The 20782-nt window shown below is 68.9% G+C and carries 18 protein-coding genes and 6 pseudogenes; 19 read left to right on the forward strand and 5 right to left on the reverse strand.

Annotated features, from left to right (window positions below; all coding sequences use genetic code 11):
- Window positions 1–4 precede the first annotated feature (4 nt).
- The 5 genes and pseudogenes from ACFJGX_RS19805 to ACFJGX_RS19825 all read right to left on the reverse strand — a co-directional run bounded on the left by ACFJGX_RS19805 (window position 5) and on the right by ACFJGX_RS19825 (window position 3167).
- Window positions 5–842, reverse strand: a pseudogene (locus ACFJGX_RS19805) (shikimate dehydrogenase family protein).
- Between the two features lie 2 nt (window positions 843–844).
- A complete protein-coding gene (locus tag ACFJGX_RS19810; protein ID WP_382328755.1) occupies window positions 845–1492 on the reverse strand; it encodes an FAD-dependent oxidoreductase in 648 nt (215 codons plus the stop codon).
- A 43-nt stretch (window positions 1493–1535) separates the two neighbouring features.
- A pseudogene (locus tag ACFJGX_RS19815) lies at window positions 1536–1868 on the reverse strand (FAD-dependent oxidoreductase); the annotation flags it as partial.
- Window positions 1798–2124: pseudogene (locus ACFJGX_RS19820) on the reverse strand (FAD-dependent oxidoreductase); the annotation flags it as partial. The pseudogenes ACFJGX_RS19820 and ACFJGX_RS19815, both read right to left, overlap by 71 nt.
- Before the next feature lie 29 nt (window positions 2125–2153).
- Entirely contained in the window at window positions 2154–3167 is a 1014-nt protein-coding gene (locus ACFJGX_RS19825) for a Bug family tripartite tricarboxylate transporter substrate binding protein (protein WP_382326850.1), read from the reverse strand.
- Window positions 3168–3318: 151 nt separating this feature from the next.
- Here ACFJGX_RS19825 and ACFJGX_RS19830 point away from each other — a divergent pair, with 151 nt between their 5' ends.
- The 19 genes and pseudogenes from ACFJGX_RS19830 to ACFJGX_RS19920 all read left to right on the forward strand — a co-directional run bounded on the left by ACFJGX_RS19830 (window position 3319) and on the right by ACFJGX_RS19920 (window position 20713).
- Window positions 3319–4206, forward strand: coding sequence for a LysR family transcriptional regulator (locus ACFJGX_RS19830; RefSeq protein ID WP_382326852.1), 888 nt, complete (start codon window positions 3319–3321; stop codon window positions 4204–4206).
- A gap of 91 nt (window positions 4207–4297) precedes the next feature.
- Entirely contained in the window at window positions 4298–5311 is a 1014-nt protein-coding gene (locus ACFJGX_RS19835; protein ID WP_382324281.1) for a sulfate ABC transporter substrate-binding protein, read from the forward strand.
- A gap of 57 nt (window positions 5312–5368) precedes the next feature.
- Window positions 5369–5955, forward strand: a pseudogene (ssuE, locus tag ACFJGX_RS19840) (NADPH-dependent FMN reductase).
- Between the two features lie 123 nt (window positions 5956–6078).
- Window positions 6079–7113, forward strand: coding sequence for a sulfonate ABC transporter substrate-binding protein (locus ACFJGX_RS19845; protein WP_382158630.1), 1035 nt, complete (start codon window positions 6079–6081; stop codon window positions 7111–7113).
- 142 nt (window positions 7114–7255) lie between these two features.
- A complete protein-coding gene (locus ACFJGX_RS19850; protein WP_382325576.1) occupies window positions 7256–8218 on the forward strand; it encodes a sulfonate ABC transporter substrate-binding protein in 963 nt (320 codons plus the stop codon).
- A gap of 14 nt (window positions 8219–8232) precedes the next feature.
- On the forward strand, window positions 8233–9498 hold the full coding sequence (gene ssuD / locus ACFJGX_RS19855) for an FMNH2-dependent alkanesulfonate monooxygenase (RefSeq protein WP_382326854.1): 1266 nt from the start codon (window positions 8233–8235) through the stop codon (window positions 9496–9498).
- Window positions 9495–9875: a VOC family protein gene (locus ACFJGX_RS19860; protein WP_382324279.1), complete on the forward strand. Its 381-nt coding sequence runs from the start codon at window positions 9495–9497 to the stop codon at window positions 9873–9875. Before ssuD ends, ACFJGX_RS19860 begins: the two co-directional genes overlap by 4 nt.
- On the forward strand, window positions 9872–10762 hold the full coding sequence (ssuC, locus tag ACFJGX_RS19865) for an aliphatic sulfonate ABC transporter permease SsuC (RefSeq protein ID WP_382326856.1): 891 nt from the start codon (window positions 9872–9874) through the stop codon (window positions 10760–10762). Before ACFJGX_RS19860 ends, ssuC begins: the two co-directional genes overlap by 4 nt.
- A 25-nt stretch (window positions 10763–10787) precedes the next feature.
- Window positions 10788–11750, forward strand: a complete 963-nt coding sequence (locus ACFJGX_RS19870; protein WP_382324276.1) for an aliphatic sulfonate ABC transporter substrate-binding protein — start codon at window positions 10788–10790, stop codon at window positions 11748–11750.
- Window positions 11751–11754: 4 nt separating this feature from the next.
- Complete coding sequence (locus ACFJGX_RS19875; protein WP_382324274.1) at window positions 11755–12591, forward strand: ATP-binding cassette domain-containing protein; 837 nt, start codon at window positions 11755–11757, stop codon at window positions 12589–12591.
- A gap of 34 nt (window positions 12592–12625) precedes the next feature.
- Window positions 12626–12841 (forward strand): molybdopterin-binding protein, encoded by a 216-nt coding sequence (locus ACFJGX_RS19880; protein WP_382158642.1) that lies wholly within the window; start codon window positions 12626–12628, stop codon window positions 12839–12841.
- Window positions 12842–12855: 14 nt separating this feature from the next.
- Window positions 12856–13896 (forward strand): methionine ABC transporter ATP-binding protein, encoded by a 1041-nt coding sequence (locus tag ACFJGX_RS19885; RefSeq protein ID WP_382324272.1) that lies wholly within the window; start codon window positions 12856–12858, stop codon window positions 13894–13896.
- Window positions 13889–14567, forward strand: a pseudogene (locus ACFJGX_RS19890) (methionine ABC transporter permease). The gene ACFJGX_RS19885 and the pseudogene ACFJGX_RS19890 overlap by 8 nt, the downstream one beginning before the upstream one ends.
- Window positions 14568–14628: 61 nt before the next feature.
- Window positions 14629–15438 (forward strand): MetQ/NlpA family ABC transporter substrate-binding protein, encoded by an 810-nt coding sequence (locus ACFJGX_RS19895; RefSeq protein WP_382324268.1) that lies wholly within the window; start codon window positions 14629–14631, stop codon window positions 15436–15438.
- A gap of 1 nt (window position 15439) precedes the next feature.
- Entirely contained in the window at window positions 15440–16801 is a 1362-nt protein-coding gene (locus tag ACFJGX_RS19900) for an LLM class flavin-dependent oxidoreductase (protein WP_382324266.1), read from the forward strand.
- Window positions 16802–16827: 26 nt separating this feature from the next.
- Window positions 16828–18122 (forward strand): annotated as a pseudogene (locus ACFJGX_RS19905) (O-acetylhomoserine aminocarboxypropyltransferase/cysteine synthase family protein).
- Window positions 18123–18196: 74 nt separating this feature from the next.
- On the forward strand, window positions 18197–18466 hold the full coding sequence (locus ACFJGX_RS19910; protein ID WP_382328757.1) for a c-type cytochrome: 270 nt from the start codon (window positions 18197–18199) through the stop codon (window positions 18464–18466).
- Window positions 18467–18483: 17 nt separating this feature from the next.
- Window positions 18484–19764 carry an FCSD flavin-binding domain-containing protein gene (locus ACFJGX_RS19915; RefSeq protein WP_382326858.1) on the forward strand — a complete coding sequence of 427 codons (1281 nt, stop codon included), beginning with the start codon at window positions 18484–18486 and terminating at the stop codon, window positions 19762–19764.
- Window positions 19765–19774: 10 nt separating this feature from the next.
- Window positions 19775–20713, forward strand: coding sequence for a CysB family HTH-type transcriptional regulator (locus tag ACFJGX_RS19920; protein ID WP_382158650.1), 939 nt, complete (start codon window positions 19775–19777; stop codon window positions 20711–20713).
- Window positions 20714–20782: the final 69 nt, after the last annotated feature.

Below are 20782 nucleotides of genomic sequence, written 5' to 3' on the forward strand. Positions count from 1 at the left end.
GGCCTCAGTAGGCCAGCCGCGCGGTCGCGCGCAGCTGGTCCGCCGTCGCCGTGGGCAGGCCGAAGAATTCCAGGTAGGCCGGGATCTGCTCGAACAGCATGTCGGTGCCGATCTGCACCGGGCAGCCCCGGGCCCGCGCGGCCTGCAGCAGCGACGTCATCTCGGCTTTCATCACCACCTCGCCCACCAGCGTGTCGGGCGAGAGGCGGTCCACGTCCAGCGGCAAGGGGTCGCCCGCGTTCATGCCCAGCGGCGTGGCGTTGACCACGAGGTCGAAGCCTTGGGGGTCCTTGCTGCCCACACGCACCCGCAACGCCGGGTGGTGCTGGCGCAAGCGATCGGCCAGGGCCTGGGCCGAGGCGGCGTTCGCGTCGAACAAGGCCAGCGTGCGCAACGCCCGCGCCGGCCAGCGAGGCCGCGATGGCGCAGCCCACGCCGCCGCTGCCCACCACCAGCGCGCTCGCGCCCGCCAGCGGCAGCCCCTTGCGGCGCACGCCGCGCACGAAGCCTTCGCCGTCGAACATGTCGCCCACCAGGCGGCCGTCCTCGGTGCGTTTGACCGCGTTGCAGGAGCCCGCCACCTTCACGGCCACGCTGGCCTCGTCCAGCAGCGCCAGGGTGGCGACCTTGTGCGGCATGGTGATGAGCGCGCCGCGCGTGTTCTCCAGCGCGAACAGGCCGCGCATCAGCACGCTGAAATACTCGGGCCGGCAGTCCATGGGCATCACCAGGGCGTTGATGCCGACTGCTTCGAAATGCGGGTTGTAGATCATCGGCGACTTGACCGTGTGGGTCGGGTGGCCGATGAGGGCGATCAGCTCGGTGCGGCCATCGATGCGCACGCTCAACCGCCCACCAGGGAACCCTGCGCGACCAGGCTGGCGCGCAGCGCCGCCGCGTCCACCGCGCGCACGTCGGGCGCGCCCTCGGCCTGGCAGGCCATGGCGGCGGCGGTGCCGGCCGCCTGGCCGACCGCCATCGAGATCGTCATCACGCGGATGGCGGCCAGCGCCGCGTGCGTGGCCGAGATGCCGCGCCCCGCCACCAGCGCGTTCGACAGGCCGGTGGGGATCAGGCTGCGGTAGGGAATCTGGTATGCGTGGTCTTCGCCCAGGCCCGAATAGATCAGCTCGCCGCCCGCGGCGGGGTGGATGTCGATCGGGTAGGCGCCACAGGCGATGCCGTCGGCGAAGCTCGTGGGCTGCAGCAACTCCTCGGCGGTGAGCACGTGGTCGCCCTGCACGCGCCGCGTCTCGCGGATGCCGACCTGGGTGGCGAAGGCCTGCAGGCGGCCGCCCTCGCAGCCGGGCACGGCGCGGCGCAGGTAGGCCGCGGCCTTCCAGGCCTGGCGGCGGCCGTCGATCTCGGCGCGGCTGAGCGCGCTGGCGTCGGTGGCGTCGATGCCCCAGGCGGCTGATGTTGAACCAGCCGTCGTGGGAGTACGGGTCGCGCGACGAGTGCAGCGCGGCCCGCGCCAGCTCGCCGCTTTCATAACCCTGGCGCGCCAGGGCCTGCACCTCGGCCGGCGCCAGCGCGTCGAAGCGCGCGAAGTCGATCGGGCCAAAGCGGAACATCATGGTGGCCGGCTGCAGGGCATCGCCCGCGTCCAGCTCCAGGAAGTCCGCGCCCGCGCGGTGCAGCACGTCGATGTCGCCCGAGGTGTCGATCACCACGCGCGGGTTCACCTCGATCACGCCGCTCTTGGTGAGCAGGCGCACGGCCTGGATGCGATCGCCTTCGCGCACCACGTCGCACACCTGGGCGTGCAGCATGGGCTGCACGCCGGCTTCGGTCACGAGGTCGTCGAGCACCAGCTTGAGCACCTCGGGCGCGTACTCCACCCGGTCCATGCGGTGGCCGGTGGACATCACGAAGACCTCGTGCTCGCCGGCCGCCTGGTAGGCGCGCAACCGCTCCACCACCTCGCTGGCGCAGCCCGGCGATCACGCGGCGGCCGTTCTCGGTCTGCCAGCTGTTGAACTGGGCCACGGCCCCGCCGGTGGCGTTGCCGCCCAGGAAGCCGTAGCGCTCCACCAGCAGCACCGAAGCGCCCTGGCGCGCCGCGGCCACGGCCGCCATGGTGCCGGCGACACCGCCGCCGCACACCAGCACATCCACCGTCATCGGTGCCCGTCCGTTGGCAGGGCTCACGTTCACTCCGCCTTGATGCCACGCGCCTTGATCACGGCGGCGTAGCGCTCGGTCTCGGCCTTCATGAACTTCACGGTCTCCGCGCGGCTCTGGCTCACCGGCGACACGGCCAGCGTGGCGAAGCGGCTCTTCACCGCGTCCGAGGCCAGCGCCTGGGCCAGCAGCTTCTCGAGCTTGGTCAGGCCGTCGGCGGGGATCGAGTCCTTGGGCGCGAACAGCGCGGCCCAGCCCTGCACTTCCAGGCTGGGCTGGTTGAGCGAGCGGAAGGTGGGCACGCCCGGCAGCTCCGGCACTTCCTTCGGCGAGGACACGGCCAGCGCGCGCAGGCGGCCCGAGCGGATGTTCGCGATCACGCTGGGCAGGTTCAGGAAGCCCAGCGAGACCAGGCCGCCCATCAGGTCGGGCATGAGCGCGCTCTCACCCTTGTAGGGCACGGGGGTGATCGTGGTGCCGGTCTGGCTGGCGAAGATTTCCGAAGCCAGGTGGGCCAGCGTGCCGTTGCCGCTGTTGCCCGCCATGAGCTGGCCGGGCTTGGCCTTCGCTTCGGCGACCACGTCGGCGAAGCTCTTGAGCGGCGAGTTGGCCGGCACCACCAGCACCAGCGGCTGGGCCGAGACCATGCCCACGGCGTCGAAATCGCGCGCCACGTCGTAGCCGATGTTGGGGATCAGCGAGGGATTGATCACCATGCTGTTGCTGCCCATCAGCAGGGTGTGGCCGTCCTTGCTCTGCGCGGCGGCGTTCACGCCCACGGCGCTGCCCGCGCCGGGCTTGTTCTCCACGATCACGCCCTGGCCCAGCTGGGCGGCGAACAGCTCGGCCAGCACGCGCGCCGAGCTGTCGGCACCGCCACCGGGGGCGAAGGGCACGATGATGCGCACGGGGCGCGAAGGCCAGGCCGACTGCGCGAGCACGCCCTGTGCGCAGACGGCGGCGGCACAGCCCAGGGCGGCGGCGCCCGAGAGCAGCGTGCGGCGGCGGACGAGGGGCGAGGAAGAAGCGGAAGGCGAGGTCATGTGTTGTCTCCAGGATCGGTGTCGGAAGCCGGCATCGTAGAAACGGACCCCCTAACAGGCAAATACCAATTCGATGGCATGCAATAACATGCTGTTATCGATTGGAAGGAAGGCCATGAACCTGCGACAGATTGAGGTGTTCCGAGCCACCATGTTGACCGGATCCACCGCCGACGCGGCCCGGCTGCTGCACGTCTCGCAACCCGGCATCAGCCGCATGATCGGCCACATCGAGCTGCAGCTCGGCGTGAGCCTGTTCGAGCGCGGCAAGGGCCGGCTCAAGCCCACGCCCGAGGCCCACGCGCTGTACGCCGAGGTGGAGCAGGTCTACCGGGGCGTGCAGCGCATCGACGCGCGAGCCCAGGCCCTGAAGTCCGGCGGCGGCCTGGCCGTGCGCGTGCTGGCGACGCCCAGCCTGCTGCTGGAAATCATTCCCGAGGCGGTGTCCTCGCTCTCGGCCCGCTACCCGGACTCGCGCTTCTATGTGGAATCGCAGCTGGTGCGCGAGATGGTGCGCCTGCTCTCCATCGGCGAGGCCGACGTGGGCTTCAGCAGCCTGCCCATCGACCACCCGCCCCTGGTCACCGAAGCCATCGGTTCGTGGTCGCTCAGTTGCGTGTTCCAGAAAGGCCACCGCTTCGAGCAGGAAAGCGCGGTCTCGCTGCGCGAGATCGTGAAGGAGCCGCTGATCGCCTTCAGCCCCGACACGCCGCAGGGCCGCATGGTGGCCCAGGCCTACCCGCGCGCGATCGACCCGGGCCGTCAGCGCATCGAGGTGCGCTCGGGCCAGGTGGCCTGCGCGCTGGCGGCGGCCGGCGCGGGCGTGGCGGTGGTCGACAGCCTGACCGCGCGCGCCTGGCCGCACGACCGGCTGGCCTTCCGCCCGGTGCGCAAGGCGCCGTCGACCCAGGTCTTCATGGTGCGCAACCCCCACTTCCCGGCCTCCACGCTGGAGCAGGCCCTGGTCGAGCGCGTCCGCCAGGGCTTTCGCGCGCTCCGGCGCGGCCCGGCGGAAGGAAAAACCGGCTCAGATGTTTAAGTAATAAACAACCAAAAAACCATTCGTTCCTTATCCGTGGCTTTGAAAGGATCATCCGGCATCCCTTCAACGCATCCCCATGAGGAACGACATGACCACCCGCCGCCAACTGATCCAGGCCTTCGCCGCCACCGCCCTCACCGCCAGCGCGCTTTCCGCCGTGGCCCAGCCGGCGCCGGTGACGCTGCTCAACGTGTCGTACGACCCGACGCGCGAGCTCTACGTCGAGTACAACGCCGCCTTCGCCAAGGCCTGGAAGGCCAAGACCGGTCAGGACGTGACCATCAAGCAAAGCCACGGCGGCTCGGGCAAGCAGGCCCGCTCCATCATCGACGGCCTGGACGCCGACGTCGCCACCCTGGCCCTGGCCGGTGACACCGACGCCCTGCACGACAACGGCAACTGGATCCCCAAGGACTGGCAGAAGCGCCTGCCGCTCAACAGCTCGCCCTACACCTCCACCATCGTGCTGGTGACCCGCGCGGGCAACCCCAAGAACATCAAGGACTGGGACGACCTGATCCGCCCCGACGTCAAGGTCATCACCCCCAACCCCAAGACCTCCGGCGGCGCGCGCTGGAACTACCTGGCCGCCTGGGAATTCGCCAAGCGCAAGTACGGCAGCGACGACAAGGCCAAGGAGTTCGTGGGCAAGCTGTACGCCAACGTGCCCGTGCTCGACACCGGCGCGCGCGGCTCGTCCATCACCTTCGCGCAGCGCAACCAGGGCGACGTGTTCATCTCCTGGGAAAACGAGGCCTACCTGCTGGAGAAGGAATTCGGCAACAAGGTGGACTTCGTCTACCCCTCGCTGTCCATCCTGGCCGAGCCCGCCGTGACGGTCGTGGACAAGAACGTGGACAAGAAGGGCACGCGCGCCGTGGCCCAGGCCTACCTGGAGTTCCTGTACACCGAAGAGGCGCAGGACATCATCGGCAAGCACTTCTACCGCCCGACCTCGGCCAAGGCCCAGGCCAAGTACGCCAAGCAGCTGCCCAAGCTCAACCTGTTCAAGATCGAAGACGCCTTCGGCGGCTGGGACAAAGCGGCCAAGGTGCACTTCGCCGACGGTGGCAGCTTCGACCAGATCTACACCAAGAAGTAAGAAGAAGCCTTCGCGCTGCCACCCACAAGAACGAACGACCCTTCAGGGAAACACACCGTGTCCATTCTCTTGATCGCAGGCAGCCCGTCCGAGCACTCGCGCTCGGCGGCGCTGCTCGATGCGGTGTCCCAACGGCTGGGCCTGCGCCACGCGCTGATCGAACGCCTGCACATCCGGGACCTGTCTCCCCAGGCCCTGCTGCTGGCGGACGTGGGCCACAAGTCCATCCGCTCCGCGCTGAGCCAGGTGGAGACCGCGCGCGCCGTGGTCGTGGCGCACCCCGGTCTACAAGGCCGCCTACAGCGGCGTGCTCAAGGTCTTCCTGGACCTGCTGCCGCAATCCGCCCTCAAGGGCAAGGTGGTGCTGCCGCTGCGCCACCGGCGGCAGCCCGCACCACATGCTCGCGCTCGACTACGCGCTGCGCCCCGTGCTGCAGTCGCTCGCGGCGCGGCACATCCTCCCCGGGGTCTACGCCACCGATGCGCAGATCCCGAAGGACACCGAAGGCCAGTACCACGTCGGCACCGAAATCGGTGACCGGCTGGACGACGCCGTGAACACCCTCCTCCACGAAGGCCTGCGAATGCCGGTCACGGCCGGGTTCGCGCCCGTGCCGTTCGCCCAGGTGCGATGTAGCGTCTGAGCCGCCGCGAGCCGGGACCACCCGGCCGATCTCGCCCGCATCCCCATTCGTTTTTTTCAGCCACCGCGCGGGTGGCCTTGACGGCCGTTGCCTGCGCCTTCGTCACAGACAGAGGAATTGATCATGAGTGAACTGTTTCAACACCACCCCGAGGCCGGCGTGCCGGTCGAGCCCACGCGTTTCAGCCGCCTGAAGCAATGGGCCATCGGCTTCCTGGTCTTCGTCATCGCCGCCTTCGGCCTGGCCCTGCTGTTGCTGCCGGTGCCCGAAGCGAAAGCGCAGACCAAGGGCGAGCTGCGCATCGGCTACCAGAAGTCGGCCAGCCTGTTCGTGCTGCAGAAGGCGCAAGGCACGCTGGAGAAGAAGCTCGCCCCGCTGGGCTTCGGCGTGAAGTGGGTCGAGTTCCCGGCCGGCCCGCAGCTGCTCGAAGGCCTCAACGTCGGCGCGGTGGACGTGGGCTACGTGGGTGAAGCCCCGCCCATCTTCGCGCAGGCCGCCGGCGCGCAGTTCGTCTACTTCGGCTACGACCCGGCCGCGCCGCGCGCCGAAGCCATCCTCGTCACCAAGGACTCGCCCATCAAGTCGGTCGCCGACCTCAAGGGCAAGAAGGTCGCGCTCAACAAGGGCAGCAACGTGCACTACCTGCTGGTGAAGCAACTGGAAAAACACGGCCTGAAGATCACCGACATCACGCCGGTCTACCTCGCCCCGGCCGATGGCCGCGCCGCCTTCGAAAGCAAGAACGTGGACGCCTGGGTGATCTGGGACCCGTTCCAGGCCGCCGCCGAAAAAGCCACCGGCGCCCGCGTGCTGGCCGACGGCACGGGCAACGTGGTCAACAACTACCAGTACTACCTGGGCGCGCGCAACTTCGTCAGCAAGAACCCCAAGGTGATCGAAGCCCTGTTCGAGGACTCCGTGGCGCAAGGCATCTGGCTCAAGAAGAACCTGCGCCAGGCCGCCGAACTCATCGCGCCGCTGCAAGGCCTGCCGGTCGAAGTGGTCGAACTCGCGCTGCAGCGCTACGAGTTCAACGTCAAGCCGATCACGCCCGCCGTGGCCGCCGACCAGCAAAAGATCGCCGACACCTTCTTCGAACTCAAGCTGATCCCCAAGGCGATCAAGGTCAACGAAGCCGTCGTCGTCGCCCAGCCCTGAGACCTGCGCCATGTCCAAGCCCTTCAGTGCGGCCGACCTGCGCCGCCACATCGCCCAGCTGCTGGCCGTCACCGCGGCCTCCTGGAGCATCGCCGCCGCGAAAGCGCGCAGCGTCCTGACCCCTTCAACGAACACCACCGCCATGACCTTCGATGTCTCCAACCGCCGCCGCTTCGTCCTCTCGGGCGTGGGCGCCGCCGCCCTCGCCTCACTGCCCAGCCTGCCCGCGCAGGCCCAGCAGACCAACCGCGTGTTCCGCGTCGGCCACCAGAAAGGTTTCCTCAGCCTGCTCAAAGGCCGGGGCACGCTGGAACAGCGTCTCGCCCCCCTGGGCGTGAAGATCAGCTGGACCGAATTCACCGCCGGCCCGGTGCAGCTCGAAGCGCTCAACGTCGGCTCGATCGACTTCGGCGACGTGGGCGAAGCCCCGCCCATCTTCGCGCAGGCCGCCGGCGCGCCGCTGGCCTACGTGGCCGCCACCGTGCCGCGCCCCGCCACCGAAGCCGTGCTCGTGCCCAAGGACTCGGCCATCAAGAGCGTGGCCGATCTCAAGGGCAAGAAGGTCGCCTACAACAAGGGCTCCAACGTGCACTACTTCCTGGTCAAGCTGCTGGAGAAGAACGGCCTGAAGTACGAGGACGTGCAGTCCGTCTTCCTGCCGCCGGCCGATGCGCGCGCCGCCTTCGAGAAAGGCGCCGTGGACGCCTGGGTGATCTGGGACCCGTTCCTGGCCGCCGCCGAAGTGGGCCTGAACGGCCGCATCCTGGCCGACGCCACCGGCGTGGTGAACAACCGCGCCTACTACTTCTCCACGCTGGACTACGCGGCGAAGAACGCCGACGTGATCAAGATCGTGATCGAGGAGATCAACAAGCTCGACCAGTGGGGCAGCGCCAACCGCGACGCGCTGGCCGCCGAGTTCGCGCCGCTGTGGGGCCTGCCCAAGCCGGTGGTGGACCGCTCGGTGACCCGCCAGGTCTACGGCACCGGCCCGATCACCAAGGCCATCCTGCAGGAACAGCAGGTCATCGCCGACACCTTCTTCAACCTCAAGCTGATCCCCAAAAAGATCAACGTGCTCGAGGCTGCGGTCAACGCAAGTTAAGGAGCAACACGGTCATGGGTCTCAACATCTTCTGGTTCATCCCTACCCACGGCGACAGCCGTTACCTCGGCACGGCGCAGGGCGGGCGGCAGCTCAACCACGACTACCTCAAGCAGGTGGCGCAGGCGGCAGACAGCCTGGGCTACGAAGGCGTGTTGATTCCCACCGGCCGTTCCTGCGAAGACCCCTGGGTCGTCGCCGCCAGCCTGCTGCCGGTGACGCAGCGGCTCAAGTTCCTGGTGGCCGTGCGCCCCGGCCTGCACCAGCCGGCGCTGGCCGCGCGCATGGCCGCCAGCTTCGACCGCCTCTCCAACGGCCGCCTGCTCATCAACCTCGTCACCGGCGGCGACCGCGCCGAGCTCGAAGGCGATGGCGTGTTTCTGGACCACGCGCAGCGCTACGAGCAGTCGGCCGAGTTCATCCGCATCTGGCGCGAGATCCTCACCCGCAGCCACGAAGGCGAGACCTACGACTTCGACGGCCAGCACCTGCAGGTCAAAGGCGCCAAGCTGTTCTTCCCGCCGCTGCAGCACCCCCACCCGCCGGTGTACTTCGGCGGTTCCTCGGAAGCCGCGCACGAACTCGCGGGCGAACAGGTGGACACCTACCTCACCTGGGGCGAGCCGCCGGCCGAGGTGGCGAAGAAGGTGGCCGACGTGCGCGCCCGCGCCGCGAAACACGGCCGCACGGTGAAGTTCGGCATCCGCCTGCACGTGATCGTGCGCGAGACCGACGCCGAGGCCTGGGCCGCCGCCGATGCGCTCATCAGCAAGCTCGACGACGACGTGGTGAACCGCGCGCAGGCCGCGTTCGCCAAGATGGATTCCGAAGGCCAGCGCCGCATGGCCGCATTGCATGCCGGTGGGGCCAAGCGCACCCGCGCCGACCTGGAGATCAGCCCCAACCTGTGGGCCGGCGTAGGCCTGGTGCGCGGCGGTGCCGGCACCGCCCTGGTGGGCGACCCCGAGACCGTGGCCGCGCGCATCCAGGAGTACGCCGAGCTGGGCCTGGAGAACTTCATCTTCTCGGGCTACCCGCACCTCGAAGAAGCCTACCGCTTCGCCGAACTCGTGTTCCCGCTGCTGCCGCGCAAGCTGCGCGAGAAGCTGCCTGGCCCCGCGCTCACCGGCCCGTTCGGCGAAACCGTGGCCAACGTATTCGTTCCCACCCCTGCGGCGCTGCGCGCCACCCCCTCCAGGGGGCAACACCAGCGGCCCGGCGAAGCCGGTTCCGCGGTGTCTCTGGAAGAGACCTCTGCAAGCGTCACGGAGTTGCCATGACCATCCATTCCATCCACCACGTGCAGCTTGGCTTCCCCGCCGGCCAGCAGTCGCTGGTGCGGCACTTCTACGGCGAACTGCTGGGCTTGAAGGAATTCCGCCTGGGCGGCACCGGCAACGCGCTGCGCTTCTACGCCGCCTCGCAGCGCGTGGACCTCGTGCCCGTGCCGAACTGGGCCCCGCCGCCCTCGCCTTCGCGCCTGGCCTTCGAAGTGCAGAACCTGCCCGGCTTTCGCGCCAAGCTGCTCGACGCCGGGCTGGAGCTGGACGAAACCCGTCCGCTGCCCGGCCACCTGCGCTTCTTCGTCAACGACCCCGCGGGCAACCCGCTGGAGTTCCTCGAACCCGACCATTCGCCACAAGGGAGCGCCGCATGACGCAGGCCCAGGCCCAAACCCTCCGCGAGGCCCCGGTGACGCCGGTGCCCGACACCATCGACGCGCCCGGCTGGGGCCTGCTGCCCGGCCGTGGCGCCGGTGCCTTCCTCGGCCCGCTGCTGCGCGGCCTCTGGCAGCGCTTCCTGCCCTGGCTGGTGCCAGTGCTGCTGGTGGTGCTGTGGCAGCTCTCGTCCTCGCTGGGCTGGTTGTCCACGCGCGTGCTGCCCGCGCCGCTGGACGTGGTCGCCGCGTTCTGGACACTGGCCGTCTCGGGCGAACTCTGGACCCATGTGAAGGTGAGCGCCGGCCGCGCCCTGATCGGCCTGGCCGTCGGCGGCGGCCTGGGCCTGGCGCTGGGCCTGCTCACCGGCTCGGTGCGCTTCTTCGAAACGCTGCTGGACTCCAGCATCCAGATGGTGCGCAACATCCCGGCGCTCGCGCTGATCCCGCTGGTGATCCTGTGGTTCGGCATCGACGAGGTGCGCAAGCTCTTCCTCATCGCAGTGGCCGTGTTCTTCCCGATCTACCTCAACACTTTCCACGGCATCCGCAACGTGGACCCGGGCCTGATCGAGATGGGCCGCACCTACGGCCTCTCGCGTTGGGGCCTGTACACGCAGATCATCCTGCCCGGCGCGCTGTCCTCCATCCTGGTCGGCCTGCGCTTCTCGCTCGGCCTGATGTGGGTGATCCTGATCGTGGCCGAGACCATCTCGGCGCAGGCCGGCATCGGCTACCTCACGATGAACGCCCGCGAGTTCCTGCAGACCGACATCGTGCTCGTCGGCATCCTGCTCTACGCCGCGCTCGGCAAGCTGGCCGATGTCTTCGCGCGCGGCCTCGAACGTTACTGGCTGCGCTGGCACCCCGGTTACCAGAACCCCTGAACCCCATCCAACGAGAACGACCACCATGACGCACTCCCTCTTCAACCGCCGCGCCGCGCTGGGCGCCCTGGGTTCCCTCGCCGCCGGTGCCGCCCTGGCCCAGGGCAACGCGCCGCGCGCCGTGCGCCTGGGTTACCAGAAATCGTCCACGCTGATCGCCGTGCTGCGCCTGCAGGGCACGCTGGAACAGCGCCTGGAGCCGCTGGGCGTGAAGCTCAGCTGGCACGAGTTCACCAGCGGCCTGCCGCTGCTCGAAGCGCTCAACCTCGACAACCTGGACTTCAGCGCCGACGTGGCCGACACCGTGCCGGTGTTCGCCCAGGCCGCGGGCGCCCAGCTCACCTTCGTGGCGCAGGAAGCGCCTTCGCCCACGGCCCAGGCCATCGTGGTGCGCGCGGACTCGCCGCTCAAGAGCGTGGCCGAGCTCAAGGGCAAGCGCGTGGCCTTCGCCAAAGCCGCCGGCGCGCACTACCTGCTGATCGCCGCGCTGGAAAAAGCCGGCCTGTCCTTCGCCGACATCGAACCCGCCTACCTCACGCCGGCCGATGGCCGCGCCGCCTTCGAGAAAGGCGCGGTGGACGCCTGGGTGGTCTGGGACCCGTTCCTCTCCGCCGCTCAGAAGCAGGCCGGCGCGCGCGTGCTCGCCGACGGCACGGGCCTGGCCTCGTACCAGCGCTACTACCTGGCCAGCACCCGCTTCGCCCAGGCCCGGCCCGACGTGCTCGGCGTGATCTACGCCGAGCTGGAGAAGACCGGCCGCTGGGTCAAGCAGAACCCCAAGGACGCCGCCGCCCTGCTCGCGCCCTTCTGGGGCCTGGACGCGGCCATCGTCGAACAGGCCAACGGCCGCCGCAGCTACGCGGTGCGCCCGGTCACGCCGCAGAACATCACCGAGCAGCAGAAGATCGCCGACGCCTTCCTGGCCGAGAAGCTGCTGCCGCGCCGCGTCAACGCGGTGGACGTGGCGCTGTTCAAGCCGCAGGGGTGAACGCATGAGCGAGAAGACCGACACCCACGGCGTGCGCGTGCAGCTGCGCCACCTGAGCAAGCGCTACGGCGCGCGCGAGGTGCTGCGCGACAACCAGCTCACCATCGAACCCGGCGAGTTCGTCGCCATCGTGGGCCGCAGCGGCTGCGGCAAGAGCACGCTGCTGCGCCTCATCGCCGGCCTGGAGCCGGCCAGCGGCGGCGAGCTGCTGCTCGACGGCAAGAACGTGGACGGCCTGCACGACGACACCCGCATCATGTTCCAGGACGCGCGCCTGCTGCCCTGGAAGCGCGTGGTCGACAACGTGGCCCTGGGCCTGCCCAAGGACCGCCGGGCCGACGCCGAGGCCGTGCTCGGCCAGGTGGGCCTGGGCGACCGTCTGAACGACTGGCCGGCCAAGCTCTCGGGCGGCCAGCGCCAGCGCGTCTCGCTGGCCCGCGCGCTGGTGCACCGGCCCCAGCTGCTGCTGCTCGACGAGCCGCTGGGCGCGCTCGACGCGCTCACCCGCATCGAGATGCACGAACTCATCGAAGGCCTGTGGAAACGCCACGGCTTCACCGCCCTGCTCGTCACGCACGACGTGCAGGAGGCCGTGGCCCTGGCCGACCGCGTGATCCTGATCGAGGACGGCGCCATCGCGCTCGACGAGCGCGTGCCGCTGGCCCGCCCGCGTTCGCGCGGCGATGCCACCTTCGCCGCGATCGAGAAACGCATCCTCGACCGCGTGTTGAACACAACTCCCCCCCGCGTCGCCTACGGCGCCACCCCCCAAGGGGGGCAACGCCAGCGGCCCGGCGAAGCCGGTTCCGCGGCGTTCCCCGCCTGGCATTGGGCCATCTAAGTCATCTCCTCCACTTCAAACCAAGGAAAACACCATGTCCATCCAAGCCATCAACGTGCGCAACCAGTTCAAGGGCAAAGTCAAGGAAATCATCAAGGGCGATGTCGTCTCCGAAGTCGATGTCGAAACGCCCTGGGGCATCGTCACCTCCGTCATCACCACCCGCTCGGTGAACGACCTGGACCTGCAGATCGGCTCCGAGGTGGTCGCGCTCGTGAAGTCGACCGAAGTGTCGATCGCCAAGCTCTGAAGGCCGGCGCCGACGTGATCCTTCTCGACAACATCCACCAGACCTACCGCGGCCCGAAAGGGCCGGTGCACGCCCTGCGCGGCGTGGACCTGCAGATCCGCGGCGGTGAGGTCTTCGGCGTGATCGGGCGCAGCGGCGCGGGCAAGAGCTCGCTGGTGCGCACCATCAACCTGCTCAACCGGCCCAGCCAGGGCACGGTGACGGTCGCCGGCCGCTCCCTCACCACGCTGAACGCCGCCGGCCTGCGCGAAGCCCGGCGCGACATCGGCATGATCTTCCAGCACTTCAACCTGCTGACCTCGCGCACGGTGTTCGACAACGTGGCGTTGCCGCTCGAACTCGCCGGCCTCTCGCGCCACCAGATCCGCGCGCGCGTGAACCCGCTGCTCGAACTCGTGGGCCTGGGCGCGCTGGCCGACCGCTACCCGGCCCAGATCAGCGGCGGGCAGAAACAGCGCGTGGGCATTGCCCGCGCCCTGGCCAGCCAACCCAAGGTGCTGCTGTCGGACGAAGCCACCTCCGCGCTCGACCCCGAAACCACCCGCTCCATCCTCGCGCTGCTGCAGCAGATCAACCGCGAGCTGGGCCTGACCATCGTGCTCATCACGCACCAGATGCAGGTCATCAAACAGGTCGCCGACCGCCTCGCGGTGATGGAGGCCGGCCAGATCGTCGAACAGGGCGAGGCCCTGCAGGTGTTCAGCCACCCGGCGCACGAGGTCACGCGCAGCCTGCTCGACGATGTGGTGCCGCGCGAACTGCCGGCCAACGTGCTGGAGCGCGTGCGCGCGCTGCTCGGCGCGCCGGGCCAGCCGCCGGCCAGCCTGCTGCGCCTGGTGTTCGCCGGCGTCGAGTCCGACCAGCCCCTGCTCTCCGACCTGGTGCGCCGCTTCGGCCTCGACCTGAACATCGTGCACGGCCAGATCGACGAGGTGCAGGGCCACCCTTTCGGCACCCTCGCCGTGCTCGCCAGCGGAGCGCGCGAACAGCTCACCGCCGCCATCGGCCACCTGCGTGGCGTGGGCGTGCAGGTGCAGGAGGTGGCCTATGCTTGAACAGCTGCAAACCTGGTTCCCGCCGGCCCTGCTCGACCTCTTCGTGCTCTCCTTCTGGGAGACGCTGGTGATGGTCGGCATCTCGGGCTTCGTGGGCGCGCTCATCGGCGTGCCGCTGGGGGGTGCTGCTGCGCCTCACCGACCACGGCGGCGTGCTGCAGAACGCGGCCTTCAACCGCACCGTGGGCGGCATCGTCAACGCGGTGCGCTCCACGCCGTTCATCATCCTGCTGGTCGCGATCATCCCGTTCACGCGCCTCATCACCGGCTCGTCCATCGGCACGGCCGCCGCCGTGGTGCCGCTGACGATCGCCGCCGCGCCCTTCATCGCGCGCCTGGTGGAAACCTCGCTGCGCGAGGTGGACAGCGGGCTGGTCGAGGCCGCGCAGGCCATGGGCGCCACCACCTCGCAGATCGTCTTCAAGGTGCTGCTGCCCGAGGCCTTCCCCGGCATCGTGGCCGGTTTCACCATCACCCTCGTCAGCCTCACCGGCTACTCGGCCATGGCCGGCGCCATCGGCGGCGGCGGCCTGGGCGACCTCGGCATCCGCTACGGCTACCAGCGCTTCCTGCCCGAGGTGATGCTGGCCGTGGTGCTGCTGCTCATCGTCTTCGTGCAGGCCGTGCAAAGCCTGGGCGACTGGCTGGTGCGCCGCCTCAGCCACAAGTGATCCCCCTTTCGTTTCCTCCCCTACCCCTCACCACTTCAACTTCCCACAAGGACTTTTCATCATGACCAACAAGTTCAACAAACGGCAACTGCTGCAATCCACCCTGGCCCTCACGCTGGCCGCCGCCTTCGCCGCGCCCGCGCTCGCGCAGGACAAGCCGCTCAAGATCGGCGTCACCGCCGGGCCGCACGCGCAGATCTTCGAGCAGGTTAAGAAGATCGCCGAGAAGGACGGCCTGAAGATCCAGATCGTCGAGTTCAGCGACTACGTGCAGCCCAACGCCGCGCTCGCCGCCGGCGACCTCGACGCCAACAGCTACCAGCACAAGCCCTACCTGGACAACCAGATCAAGGACCGCGGCTACAAATTCACCGCCGTCGGCTACACGGTGAACTTCCCCATCGGCATCTACAGCAAGAAGGTCAAGAGCCTGAAAGACCTGCCCGAAGGCGGCAAGGTCGGCATTCCGAACGACCCCACCAACGGCGGGCGCGTGCTGCTGGTGCTGCAGGACCAGGGCCTCATCAAGCTCAAGCCCGAAGCCGGCCTGAAGGCCACGCCGCTGGACGTGGTGAGCAACCCCAAGAAGCTCAAGTTCGTGGAGCTCGACGCCGCGCAACTGCCGCGCTCGCTCGATGACCTCGACGCCTCGGCCATCAACACCAACTACGCGCTCTCCGCCGGCCTGAACCCGGGCAAGGACGCCATCGCCCAGGAAAACGCCAAGAGCCCGTACGTGAACCTGATCGCCGTGCGCGAAGCCGACAAGGACAAGCCCTGGGTCGCCAAACTCGTGAAGGCCTACCAGTCGGCCGAGGTCAAGGCTTTCATCCAGACCGAGTTCAAGGGCTCCGTGCTCGCCGGGTTCTGACATGACCACCCCTCGCCAGATGCACCTCGGTGCCTTCTTCTTCGGCGCCGGCCACCACCTGGCCGCCTGGCGGCACCCGGACGTGGTGCCCTCGGCCGGCGGGCAGATCGCCGCGCTCACCGAATGGACGCAGCTGGCCGAGGCGGCGAAGTTCGACGCCATCTTCTTCGCCGACAACGTGGGCCTGCCCGGCCCGCCCGACGAGGTGGTGGCGAAGAACGCGCTCTGGTACCCGCTGGACCCGCTGCTCACCCTGGCCGCGCTGTCGCAGCACACCACGCACATCGGCCTGGTGGCCACGGTCTCCAGCACCTACCTGCCCCCCTACCACCTGGCCCGCAAATACGCCTCGCTCGACCAGCTGAGCGGCGGCCGGGCGGGCTGGAACCTCGTCACCTCCGGCAGCGACTTCGAGGCCCGCAGCTTCGGGCTGGACCAGCAGATCGCCCACGCCCAGCGCTACGAGCGCGCGCGCGAGTACGTGCAGGTCGTCAAAGGCCTGTGGAACACCTGGGAAGACGACGCCTTCATCGAAGACAAGGCCCGCAACCGCTTCTTCGACCCCACCAAGCTGCACCGCGTGGCGCACGACGGCGCGCACTACAAGGTGCACGGCGGCCTGCAGACCCGGCGCTCGCCGCAAGGCCACCCGGTGCTGGTGCAGGCCGGTTCGTCCGGCGACGGGCAGGACCTCGCCGCCGCCAGCGCCGAGGTGGTGTTCACCGCGCAGCAGACGGCCGACGAGGCGCGCAAGTTCTACAACAGCCTCAAGGGCCAGCTGGCCGGGTATGGCCGCTCCACCGACGCGCTGAAGATCCTGCCCGGCATCTCGCCCTTCGTGGGCCGCAGCGAGGCCGAAGCGCGCGAGAAGTTCGAGGAACTGCAATCCCTCATCGACCCGGTGCTCGGCGTCGGCCTGCTCTCCACCTTCCTCGGCAACGTGGACCTCTCGAAGTACCCGGTGGACGGCCCCTTCCCGCAAGGCCTGCCGGTGACCGAAGGCTGGCAAAGCCGCCAGGAACTGTTCGCCGGCCTCGCGCGCCGCGAAGGCCTGAGCATCCGCCAGCTCTACGAGCGCGTGGCCGGCGCGCGCGGCCACTGGACGGTGGTGGGCACGCCCGAATCCATCGCCGACCAGCTCGAACACTGGTTCACCACCGGCGCGGCCGACGGCTTCAACGTGCTCGCGCCCACGCTGCCGCACGGCCTGAAGGATTTCGCGCAGCTCGTCGTGCCCGAGCTGCAGCGGCGCGGCCTGTTCCGCACCGAATACACCGGCCGCACCCTGCGCGACCACCTGGGCCTGCCTCGCCCCGCGCACCCGGCCACCGTGCAAGCCTCGCGCGAGCTCGCCACGGCCTGATCAACCACAACAAGGAGAAGACCCTCATGTCCGCCCACTGGAAATTCGAAACCCGCTCGGTGCACGCCGGCTACAAGCCCGACCCGACCACCAAGGCCGTGGCCGTGCCGATCTACCAGACCGCCGCCTACGCCTTCGACAACGCGCAGCACGGCGCCGACCTGTTCGACCTGAAGGTGCCGGGCAACATCTACACGCGCATCATGAACCCGACGCAGGACGTGCTGGAACAGCGCATCGCCTCGCTCGAAGGCGGCATCGCCGCGCTGGCGCTGGCGTCGGGCCAGGCTGCCGTGACCTACGCCATCCAGACCATCGCCGAGTCGGGCGACAACATCGTCTCCAGCACCGCGCTCTACGGCGGCACCTACAACCTCTTCGCGCACACGCTGCCGCAGTTCGGCATCACCACGCGCTTCGCCGACCACCGCGACCCGGCCAGCTTCGAGCCGCTGATCGACGCGCGCACCAAAGCCATCTTCGTCGAGTCCATCGGCAACCCACAGGGCAACATCACCGACATCGCGGCCGTCGCCGCCATCGCGCACAAGCACGGCGTGCCGCTGATCGTGGACAACACCGTCGCCTCGCCCTACCTGTTGCGCCCGATCGAACACGGCGCCGACATCGTGGTGCAGTCGCTCACCAAATACCTCGGCGGCCACGGCACCAGCATCGGCGGCGCCATCATCGATTCCGGCAAGTTCCCCTGGGCGGAGCACAAGGCCCGCTTCAAGCGCCTGAACGAACCCGACCCGAGCTACCACGGCGTGGTCTACACCGAGGCCCTGGGCCCGGCGGCCTACATCGGGCGGGCGCGCGTCGTGCCGCTGCGCAACACCGGCGCGGCCATCTCGCCCTTCAACGCCTTCCTGATCCTGCAAGGCATCGAAACCCTCTCTCTGCGGCTGGACCGCATCAACAGCAACACGCTGCGCGTGCGCAAGCACCTGGAGCAGCACGCCAAGGTGGGCTGGGTGAACTACGCCGGCCTGCCCAACCACCCGGACCACGCGCTCGCCCTGAAATACCTGGGCGGCCACGCCTCGGGCCTGCTCACCTTCGGCGTGAAAGCCGCCGCCGGCGAAGGTCGCGCGGCCGGCGCGCGCTTCCTCGATGCGCTGCAACTCTTCACCCGCCTGGTGAACATCGGCGACGCCAAATCGCTCGCCACCCACCCCGCCTCCACCACGCACCGCCAGCTCTCGCCCGAGGAACTGGCAAGTCCGGCGTGCCCGAAGACGCGGTGCGCCTGTCCATCGGCATCGAACACATCGACGACCTGCTGGCCGACCTCGACCAGGCCCTGGCCGCCGTCTGAACGAACGAACGAACCCATCACAACAAGAGACCACGATGAACCAGAAGAGACTCCTCGGCATCGCCGCCACCCTGATGCTGGGCGGCGCCGCGCAGGCGCAGACCGCGCCCGACCTCCAGGCCCGCGCCTGGGCCGCCTCGTGCGCGGCCTGCCACGGCACCGACGGCAAGAGCAACAGCGCGATTCCCGCCATTGCAGGGCAGGACAAGACCGTGCTGCTGCAGAAGCTGCTGGCCTACAAGCAAGGCACGCTGCCCGCCACCGTGATGCACCAGCACGCCAAGGGCTACACCGACGCCGAGCTCGAACGCCTGGCCGCCCACTTCGCGCGCCAACCCAAATAACAACAAGGAGACCTCCCATGAAGCAACTGCTGCAACGCCGCCACTTCCTCGCCGCCGCCGGCGGCACCGTGGCCGCCCTGGCCCTGCCGGGCTGCGCCTCGGTCTCGTCCGCGCCCAAGGCCCGCGTCGTCGTCATCGGCGGCGGTTTCGGTGGCGCCACCGCCGCCAAGTACATCCGCCAATGGGCGCCCGAGATCGAGGTGGTGCTGGTCGAGCGCGAAGCCGCGTTTGTCTCCTGCCCGCTGAGCAACCTCGTGCTCGGCGGCACGGAAAAGATCGAGAACCTCACCACCGGCTACGACGCGCTGCAGAAAAAGCACGGCGTGCGCGTGGTGCGCGACGAGGCCACCGCCATCGACGCGGCCAGGAAAGAAGTGCGCCTGGCGCGCGGCGACACACTGAAGTACGACCGCCTCATCGTCTCACCCGGTGTGGACTTCCAGTTCGACCAGGTGCCCGGCCTGCAAAGCGCCGAAGCGCAAAACCAGGTGCTGCACGCCTGGAAAGCCGGCCCGCAGACCGTGGCCCTGCGCAAACAGCTCGAAGCCCTGCCCGACGGCGGCGTGTACGCCCTGCACATTCCCAAGGCACCCTACCGCTGCCCGCCCGGCCCCTACGAACGCGCCGCGCAAGTGGCCTTCTACTTCAAACAGCACAAGCCGCGCAGCAAGGTGCTGGTGCTCGACGCCAACCCCGACATCACCTCCAAGAAAGCCCTCTTCCTCAAGGCCTGGAACGAGCTCTACCCCGGCATCGTCGAATACAAGCCCAACAGCGAGATCGTGCGCGTGGACGCGGCCAACCGCACCGTGGAACTGCAGTTCGAAACCGTGCGCGCGGGCGTGCTCAACGTGGTGCCGCCGCAGCAGGCCGGGCGCATCGCGCAGACCGCCGGGCTCATCACCGCCAACAACAAGTGGTGCGGCGTCAACTTCCAGACCTTCGAATCCACCGTGGCCCCGGGCATCCACGTGCTGGGCGACGCCACGCTCTCGGCACCGGGCATGCCCAAGTCCGGCTTCATGGCCAACAACCACGCCAAGGTGGCGGCCGACGCGGTGATCGCGCTCATCCAGGGCCGGCCGGTGAACACCGAACCCATCATCGCCAACACCTGCTACAGCTTCGTGAGCGACACCGACGTGGTGCACGTGGCCAGCGTGCACAAATGGAACACTGAACAGAAAACACTCGTGGCCGTGAACGGCGCGGGCGGCCTCACGCCGACCGCCAATGCGCTCGAAGGCCAGTACGCCCGGTCCTGGGCACGCAACATCTGGGCAGACGCCTTGCTTTGACGACAACGCCATGAACTTCCAGCAACTCAGATCGGTTCGAGAGACAGCGCGCAGCGGCTTCAACCTCACCGAGGTTGCCGCCATGCTCTACACCTCGCAACCCGGCGTGAGCCGGCAGATCCGCGAGCTGGAAGACGAGCTGGGCGTGACCATCTTCGCCCGCGCGGGCAAGCGCCTCACCGGCCTCACCGGGCCGGGGCAGACGCTGCTGCCCATCGTGGAACGCCTGCTGCAGGAAGCCGACAACCTCAAGCAGGCCGGCAAGGAATTCGTCTCGCGCCTCGAAGGCGGCCTCTCCATCGCTGCCACCCACTCGCAGGCGCGCTACGCCTTGCCGCACGCCGTGCGCGACTTCCGCGCGCTGTTCCCGCAAGTCACGCTCAACCTGCACCAGGGCTCACCCAAACAGGTGGCCGAGATGCTGATCGCGGGCGAAGCCGACATCGGCATCGCCACCGAAGCACTCGCCAACTACCCGCAACTCGTCACGCTGCCCTGCTACCGCTGGACGCACAGCGTCGTGGTGCCGCACGGCCACCCGCTGCTGCGCGTGGAGGGCCCGCTGTCGCTGCAACAGCTGGCCGAACACCCCATCATCACCTACGACCAGGGCTACACCGGCCGATCGCACATCGACGACGCGTTCGACAAGGAAGGCGTGCGGCCCAACGTGGTCATCACCGCCATGGACGCGGACGTGATCAAGACCTATGTGGAACTGGGCATGGGCGTGGGCATCGTCGCCAGCATCGCGGTGGACCCCGACCGCGACCGCCACCTGCACGCGCTGGACGCGCGGCACCTGTTCGAAATCAACGTGACCCGCCTCGCGGTGCGGCGCGGCACCTGGCTGCGGGGGTATGCGTACAGCTTCATCGAGAACTTCGCGCCGAGCCTCACGCGGCAGATCGTGGAAGAGGCGCTGAATGATGAGATCGTGACGGTGTAGCCGGGCGTCATCTTGCGTGAGAATGAGCGCGTGTTTCGCCAGCACCGCCACCCCACCCGAGCCCCACGC

The organism is Hydrogenophaga sp. UC242_50 (genome assembly GCF_042697355.1).
Classification (GTDB): domain Bacteria; phylum Pseudomonadota; class Gammaproteobacteria; order Burkholderiales; family Burkholderiaceae_C; genus Hydrogenophaga.

What these genes read in the sequence shown, in the direction of transcription:
- ACFJGX_RS19810 (WP_382328755.1), bottom strand. Translation starts at nt 1,492, where the DNA reads ATGAAAGCGGCGAGCTGGCGCGGGCCGCGCTGCACTCGTCGCGCGACC.
- ACFJGX_RS19825 (WP_382326850.1), bottom strand. Translation starts at nt 3,167, where the DNA reads ATGACCTCGCCTTCCGCTTCTTCCTCGCCCCTCGTCCGCCGCCGCACG.
- ACFJGX_RS19830 (WP_382326852.1), top strand. Translation starts at nt 3,319, where the DNA reads ATGTTGACCGGATCCACCGCCGACGCGGCCCGGCTGCTGCACGTCTCG.
- ACFJGX_RS19835 (WP_382324281.1), top strand. Translation starts at nt 4,298, where the DNA reads ATGACCACCCGCCGCCAACTGATCCAGGCCTTCGCCGCCACCGCCCTC.
- ACFJGX_RS19845 (WP_382158630.1), top strand. Translation starts at nt 6,079, where the DNA reads ATGAGTGAACTGTTTCAACACCACCCCGAGGCCGGCGTGCCGGTCGAG.
- ACFJGX_RS19850 (WP_382325576.1), top strand. Translation starts at nt 7,256, where the DNA reads ATGACCTTCGATGTCTCCAACCGCCGCCGCTTCGTCCTCTCGGGCGTG.
- ssuD (WP_382326854.1), top strand. Translation starts at nt 8,233, where the DNA reads ATGGGTCTCAACATCTTCTGGTTCATCCCTACCCACGGCGACAGCCGT.
- ACFJGX_RS19860 (WP_382324279.1), top strand. Translation starts at nt 9,495, where the DNA reads ATGACCATCCATTCCATCCACCACGTGCAGCTTGGCTTCCCCGCCGGC.
- ssuC (WP_382326856.1), top strand. Translation starts at nt 9,872, where the DNA reads ATGACGCAGGCCCAGGCCCAAACCCTCCGCGAGGCCCCGGTGACGCCG.
- ACFJGX_RS19870 (WP_382324276.1), top strand. Translation starts at nt 10,788, where the DNA reads ATGACGCACTCCCTCTTCAACCGCCGCGCCGCGCTGGGCGCCCTGGGT.
- ACFJGX_RS19875 (WP_382324274.1), top strand. Translation starts at nt 11,755, where the DNA reads ATGAGCGAGAAGACCGACACCCACGGCGTGCGCGTGCAGCTGCGCCAC.
- ACFJGX_RS19880 (WP_382158642.1), top strand. Translation starts at nt 12,626, where the DNA reads ATGTCCATCCAAGCCATCAACGTGCGCAACCAGTTCAAGGGCAAAGTC.
- ACFJGX_RS19895 (WP_382324268.1), top strand. Translation starts at nt 14,629, where the DNA reads ATGACCAACAAGTTCAACAAACGGCAACTGCTGCAATCCACCCTGGCC.
- ACFJGX_RS19900 (WP_382324266.1), top strand. Translation starts at nt 15,440, where the DNA reads ATGACCACCCCTCGCCAGATGCACCTCGGTGCCTTCTTCTTCGGCGCC.
- ACFJGX_RS19910 (WP_382328757.1), top strand. Translation starts at nt 18,197, where the DNA reads ATGCTGGGCGGCGCCGCGCAGGCGCAGACCGCGCCCGACCTCCAGGCC.
- ACFJGX_RS19915 (WP_382326858.1), top strand. Translation starts at nt 18,484, where the DNA reads ATGAAGCAACTGCTGCAACGCCGCCACTTCCTCGCCGCCGCCGGCGGC.
- ACFJGX_RS19920 (WP_382158650.1), top strand. Translation starts at nt 19,775, where the DNA reads ATGAACTTCCAGCAACTCAGATCGGTTCGAGAGACAGCGCGCAGCGGC.